This window comes from Variovorax sp. P1_H12_2, assembly GCF_056405335.1.
The window spans coordinates 1-5,499 of record NZ_JBFUCI010000414.1 but is presented as its reverse complement, the minus strand read 5'-3'; the positions used below and the strand labels follow the sequence as shown (position 1 = coordinate 5,499).

Annotated in this window: 6 protein-coding genes; 2 read left to right on the top strand and 4 right to left on the bottom strand. The window is 67.6% G+C overall.

The features are described 5' to 3' along the window. From AC1D2K_RS28750 to guaD, 4 genes are all read right to left on the bottom strand, one after another. A partial coding sequence (locus tag AC1D2K_RS28750; RefSeq protein ID WP_478093064.1) for a DEAD/DEAH box helicase occupies positions 1-853 on the bottom strand: 853 nt, incomplete at its 3' end. A gap of 90 nt (positions 854-943) precedes the next feature. Beyond that, on the bottom strand, positions 944-1,819 hold the full coding sequence (ypfJ, locus tag AC1D2K_RS28745; RefSeq protein ID WP_478093062.1) for a KPN_02809 family neutral zinc metallopeptidase: 876 nt from the start codon (positions 1,817-1,819) through the stop codon (positions 944-946). 67 nt (positions 1,820-1,886) lie between these two features. Beyond that, on the bottom strand, positions 1,887-2,453 hold the full coding sequence (gene dcd / locus AC1D2K_RS28740) for a dCTP deaminase (protein WP_286371529.1): 567 nt from the start codon (positions 2,451-2,453) through the stop codon (positions 1,887-1,889). A 55-nt stretch (positions 2,454-2,508) separates the two neighbouring features. Next, positions 2,509-3,798 carry a guanine deaminase gene (guaD, locus tag AC1D2K_RS28735; protein WP_478093060.1) on the bottom strand — a complete coding sequence of 430 codons (1,290 nt, stop codon included), beginning with the start codon at positions 3,796-3,798 and terminating at the stop codon, positions 2,509-2,511. A 183-nt stretch (positions 3,799-3,981) separates the two neighbouring features. On the opposite strand from guaD, the gene AC1D2K_RS28730 reads away from it, so the two are divergent. Both AC1D2K_RS28730 and AC1D2K_RS28725 read left to right on the top strand, forming a co-directional pair. After that, the gene (locus AC1D2K_RS28730; protein ID WP_478093058.1) at positions 3,982-5,127 is read left to right on the top strand and encodes a glycosyltransferase family 4 protein; all 1,146 of its coding nucleotides are present in this window, start codon (positions 3,982-3,984) and stop codon (positions 5,125-5,127) included. Beyond that, a partial coding sequence (locus AC1D2K_RS28725) for an LbetaH domain-containing protein (protein ID WP_478093056.1) occupies positions 5,124-5,499 on the top strand: 376 nt, incomplete at its 3' end. The genes AC1D2K_RS28730 and AC1D2K_RS28725, both read left to right, overlap by 4 nt.

Below are 5,499 nucleotides of genomic sequence, written 5' to 3'. Positions count from 1 at the left end.
GGCTCTTGTCGCCGTGCAGCGCCGTGGTCTTGAGGCCTTCGCGCTCGAGCGAGCGTGCCAGCCGGGCGCAGCCCAGCTTGCTGTTGACGAAGACGAAGGCCTGCGTGATGCCGCGCTGACGCACGATCTGCTTGAGCGCGCGGCGCTTGTCGTCATCGCTGACGCTGTAGAAATGCTGCTCGACCGTGGAGGCCGTCTCGTTCGGCCGCGCCACTTCGATCGTGACCGGGTTCTGCAGGTAGCTGCTCGCCAGGCGCTTGATCTCGGGCGAGAAGGTGGCCGAGAACAGCAGCGTGGTGCGCTGCTTGGGCAGGTAGGACAGGATGCGCTGGAGGTCGGGCAGGAAGCCGATGTCGAGCATGCGGTCGGCCTCGTCGAGCACCACGTACTCGACCTGGTTGAGCACCGCGTTCTTGGCCTCGATGTGGTCGAGCAGCCGGCCCGGCGTGGCGACCAGCACCTCGACGCCCTTCTTGAGCTCGAGGGTCTGGGGCTTCATGTCGATGCCGCCGAACACCACCGTGCTGCGCAGGTTCGTGTATTTGGCGTAGAGCTTGACCTGCTGGGCGACCTGGTCGGCCAGTTCGCGCGTGGGCAGCAGCACCAGCGCGCGCACCGGATGGCGCGCGGGCGACGTGGAGGTGTTCTCATGCTTGAGCATCCGCTGCAGCAGCGGCAGCGAGAACGCCGCCGTCTTGCCGGTGCCGGTCTGCGCCGCACCCATCACGTCCTGGCCCGACAGAACCACCGGAATGGCCTGTTCCTGGATCGGCGTCATTGTCTCGTAGCCCATCTCGGCGACGGCGCGCGCGAGGGGTTCGGCCAGGGAAAGATTGGAGAAGGAGCTTGTCATGAAGCCCTCGATTGTCGCACTTTGGCGAAAAACGCCTGTGACAGCACGGTAACTGCCGCTTTTGCCGCCCCGAAAACAGTGTGAACAGCCCTAGAGAGCCTTGGAGGCGAAAGTGTCGCAATCCTGCATGTTGCCGGACTTGTAGCCGGCACCGAACCAGCGCTGGCGCTGGGCGCTGGTGCCGTGGGTGAAGCTGTCGGGCACCACGGCACGGCCGGCGGAGCGCTGCAGGGCATCGTCACCGATCTTCTGGGCGGCATTCATGGCCGCTTCGATGTCTCCGGGATCCAGCCACTGCTTGGACTGCTGCGAGTGGTGGGCCCAGACGCCGGCCAGGCAGTCGGCCTGCAGTTCGACGCGCACGCTCATGGCATTGTTCTGGGCCGGGCTCAGGCGACCGCGCATCTGGTCGACCTTGCCGGTGATGCCGAGTTCGTCCTGCACGTGGTGGCCGATTTCGTGGGCAATGACGTAGGCCTGCGCAAACACGCCGGGCGCACCGAGCTGGTTCTTGAGCGTGTCGAAAAAGCCCAGGTCGATGTAGACCTTCTGGTCGCCGGGGCAGTAGAAGGGCCCCATGGCCGACTGCCCGGTGCCGCAGGCGGTCGGCGTGGCGCCGCGGAACAGCACCAGCCGCGCGGGCGCATAGCTGCCGCCGTTCTGGCGAAAGAGCTCGCTCCAGACCACCTCGGTGTTCTTCAGCACGGTCGAGACGAAGGCGGCCTCGCGATCCTCGGGCGGCGGCTTGTGGGCCGGCCCCTGCTGCTGCACCTGCGGTGCCGGTTCGCCGCCGCTCAGCAGGCCCAGCACGGTCAGCGGATTGATGCCGAAGACCCAGCCGGCGATCAAGGCCACCGCGATGGTACCGATGCCGATTCCGCGCCCGCCGATCGGCAGGCCGCCCCCGCCACCGCCTTCACGGCGGTCTTCGACGTTGTCGGATTGTTCGTTGCCTTCCCATCTCATGTCGCGCTCCTTGCGGCCTGCCAGCCGGCCATCGCGGAATGGTACGCGCTCGCCAAGACCCTCGTGCTCAGGCTTTCGGAAGGGTGACGCCGCGCTGGCCCTGGTACTTGCCGCCGCGGTCCTTGTAGCTCACCTCGCAGACCTCGTCGCTCTCGAAGAACAGCACCTGGGCGCAACCCTCGCCCGCGTAGATCTTGGCCGGCAGCGGCGTGGTGTTGCTGAATTCCAGCGTGACATAGCCTTCCCACTCGGGCTCGAAGGGCGTGACGTTGACGATGATGCCGCAGCGCGCATAGGTGCTCTTGCCCAGGCAGATGGTCAGCACGTTGCGCGGGATGCGGAAGTACTCGACCGTGCGCGCCAGCGCGAAGCTGTTGGGCGGGATGATGCAGCTGTCGCCGTGGAAGTCGACGAAGCTCTTCTCGTCGAAGTTCTTCGGGTCGACCACGGTGCTGTGGATGTTGGTGAAGACCTTGAACTCGGGCGCGCAGCGGATGTCGTAGCCGTAGCTCGAGGTGCCGTAGCTGATGATCTTGTGGCCGTCCTGCTCGCGGATCTGGCCCGGCTCGAAGGGCTCGATCATGCCGTTCTTCTCGGCCATGCGCCGGATCCACTTGTCGCTCTTGATGCTCATGTCGGGGTCCTTCCTAGGGGCCGCTATTCTAGGCAGCGGCGCCCCCTGGGTCCGCTCAGCCCGGCAAGGCTTGGGAAATCACCGTGCGCTCGATCAGCCGGTCGTCGCCCAGCACGATCAGCGAGAACAGCAGTTCCTCGAGGCTGTTCGCCAGCGCCGTCTTGCGTGCCAGCAGCGGCGTCGCCTTCGGGTCGATCACCAGGAAGTCGGCCTCGCAGCCCGGCTGCAGGTTGCCGATGACGCCGTCGAGGCCCAGCGCACGCGCCGCGCCGCCCGTGTGGCGCCACCAGAGCTGCGACGGCGCGATGCTGACGCCGGGCTTGGTCTGGCCCTCGCGGCCGACGTAGTAGGCGGCCAGCATGGTCGCGAACGGACTGAAGCTGGTGCCGCCGCCGACGTCGCTGGCCAGGCCGTAGGGGTAGCCGATGCGGTCGGCGCCCTCGAAGTCGAAGAAGCCGCTGCCGAGGAACAGGTTGCTGGTCGGGCTGACGGCCGAGGCGGTGCCGGTCTCGCGCATCAGGCGCCGGTCGTCGTCGTCGAAATGGATGCAGTGGGCGTAGACGGCACGCTCGCGCATCAGGCCGAAGCCCGCGTAGACGTCGAGGTACGAACGGGCCTTCGGAAACAGCTCGCGCGCCCACTTGATCTCGTCCTTGTTCTCGGCCACGTGCGAATGAATCCAGGTGTCGGGATATTTCGCCGCCAGCTCGCCCGCACCGCGCAGTTGCGCATCGCTGCTGGTGGGGGCGAAGCGCGGGGTGATGGCGTAGCCCAGGCGGTCCTGGTGGTGCCATTGGCGGATCAGCGCCTCGGTGTCGATCAGGCTTTGTTCGGTCTCGTCGCGCACGCCGTCCGGCGAATGGCGATCCTGCAGCACCTTGCCGGTGATCATGCGCAGCTGGCGCCGCCGGGCCGCCTCGAAGAAGGCCTGGACCGACTGCGGGTGCGAGGTCGCGAAGGTCAGCGAGGTGGTGACGCCGTTGCGCAGCAGTTCGTCGAAGAACACCTCCGCCACCTCGGCCGAATGGACCGGATCGGCGAACCGGCTCTCGGCCGGGAAGGTGTAGTTCTCGAGCCAGGGCAGCAGTCCGTCGGCGGGCGCGCCGATGATGTCGGTCTGCGGAAAATGGATGTGCATGTCGACGAAACCCGGTGCCAGGATCCGTCCCGGCCAGTGGGTGACGGGCACGGCGGGGTGGCGGGCCGCGACGTCGGCGAAGGCGCCGGCGTCCAGCACCCGCTGGCGACCCTGGGCGTCGGGGCCGACGACCAATAGGCCGTCGGAGTCGAAAACCGGCTGGCCGGCGGCGTCGAATCGCAAAAGGGAGGCACGGTAGGCTTGCATGGCCCCGAGGGTAAGGCGGGAACGCCCGTCTGCAATGTGCTTGCCAGTATGGGGGCTATATGTCACAAAGAGTCCGATTGCCCGCGTGACTGTCGGCGCCGATGCGGTCAACGGTCGAACATAATCCCGCAACCCTTTTTCTTACAGGATGACAGCTCGCGACGCCAGCGACCCCCCCGAACGATGAAAGTGCTTCTCGTCGCGAACTACGAACCCGACGCCCAGACCAGCATGCTCGCCTTCCGGCGTGTGCTCGAACGCGAGCTTCCGCGCCTCGGCTGCGAGGTGCGCGTGGTCGCCCCGCCCCCGCGCGTGCAGCGCTTCGCCGGCTCGGGGCGCTGGCGCAAGTGGTTCGGCTACATCGACAAGTTCATTCTCTTCATCCCCTCGCTGGCGCGCCATGCGCGCTGGGCCGATGTCGTCCACGTGACCGACCATTCCAACGCGATGTACATCCCATGGGTCGACAGCAGGCCCAATGTCATCAGTTGCCACGACGTGATCGCGGTGCAGGCCGCCCAGGGGATGGTCGAGGGCTGGAACGTCGGCTGGAGCGGCCGGCTGTTCCAGCGCCTGATCGTCAAGGGACTGGCGCGCGCCGACGTGGTGGCCTGCGCTTCGGACCTGACCCGGCGCGAACTGATCGCCCTGGACGTGGTCCGGGCGTCGAGGGTGACGACCGCACGCCACGGACTGAACGACGATTTTTCTCCGGTACCGCCCGAAGAGGCGCAGCCGCTGGTCGCACGCCTGGGGATCCCTGCCGGGGAACCCTACCTGCTCCACGTCGGCCTGGAGCTGCCCCGCAAGAACCGCCGCAGGGTGCTCGAGACCTTCATCGCGCTGCGGCAGCGCGCGGCCGCCGAGGGCAGGCCCGCCATGGTCGAGCGGCTGGTCTTCGTCGGGCCCGAGCCCGGGCCCGATCTGGTCGAGCTGGCGCGCCAGCATGGCGTCGCTGACCGCATCACGGCGGTGCAAGGCCTCTCTCACCAGGCGCTGCGCGCGGTCTACGCCAGCGCGACGGCCTTGCTCTTTCCTTCGCTTCAGGAAGGCTTCGGGTGGCCGGTGATCGAGGCGCAGGCGTGCGGCTGCCCGGTGTTCACCTCCGATCTCGCGCCGATGAACGAGATCGGCGGGAACGGCGCCGTCTACATGGACCCCAAGGATCCCGCCGCCATGGCCGCCGCGATCGAGCGCGCGGCGCCCCGCCTGGAAGAGATGCGCCGCCAGGGTCTCGCCAACGCCGGGCTCTACGCCCCGGCGCAGATGGCCGCCGGCAACGTGGCCGCCTACCGGCGCGCGATCGAACAACGCGGGCAGCAGCCGTGAGAAAGGCGCTGTCTCTCGGGGTGGTGTTCCTTCCCTGGGTGCTGAAGCGCTGGGTGCTGCGCCGCTTCTGGGGCTACCAGATCGCGGACGGCGCGCGCATCGGCCTGTCCTACATCTTTCCGGGCCGGCTGGTCATGGGGGAAGGCGCCTACATCGGCCACCTGAACGTCGCCATCCATCTGGAACGGCTGGAGTGCGGCGCGCACTCCATCATCGAGCGCTCCAACTGGATCACCGGGCATGCGCTCGCGGGCGGGCACTTCAGGCACCGAACGCAGCGCGATCCGGTGCTCGTGCTCGGCGAGCACGCCGCGATCACGAAGTCGCACATCATCGACTGCACCGACAGGATCGAGATCGGCGCCTTCACCA

Excerpts from the sequence above, each read along its gene's own strand:
- dcd (WP_286371529.1), bottom strand. The coding sequence starts at position 2,453 with ATGAGCATCAAGAGCGACAAGTGGATCCGGCGCATGGCCGAGAAGAAC.
- ypfJ (WP_478093062.1), bottom strand. The coding sequence starts at position 1,819 with ATGAGATGGGAAGGCAACGAACAATCCGACAACGTCGAAGACCGCCGT.
- guaD (WP_478093060.1), bottom strand. The coding sequence starts at position 3,798 with ATGCAAGCCTACCGTGCCTCCCTTTTGCGATTCGACGCCGCCGGCCAG.
- AC1D2K_RS28730 (WP_478093058.1), top strand. The coding sequence starts at position 3,982 with ATGAAAGTGCTTCTCGTCGCGAACTACGAACCCGACGCCCAGACCAGC.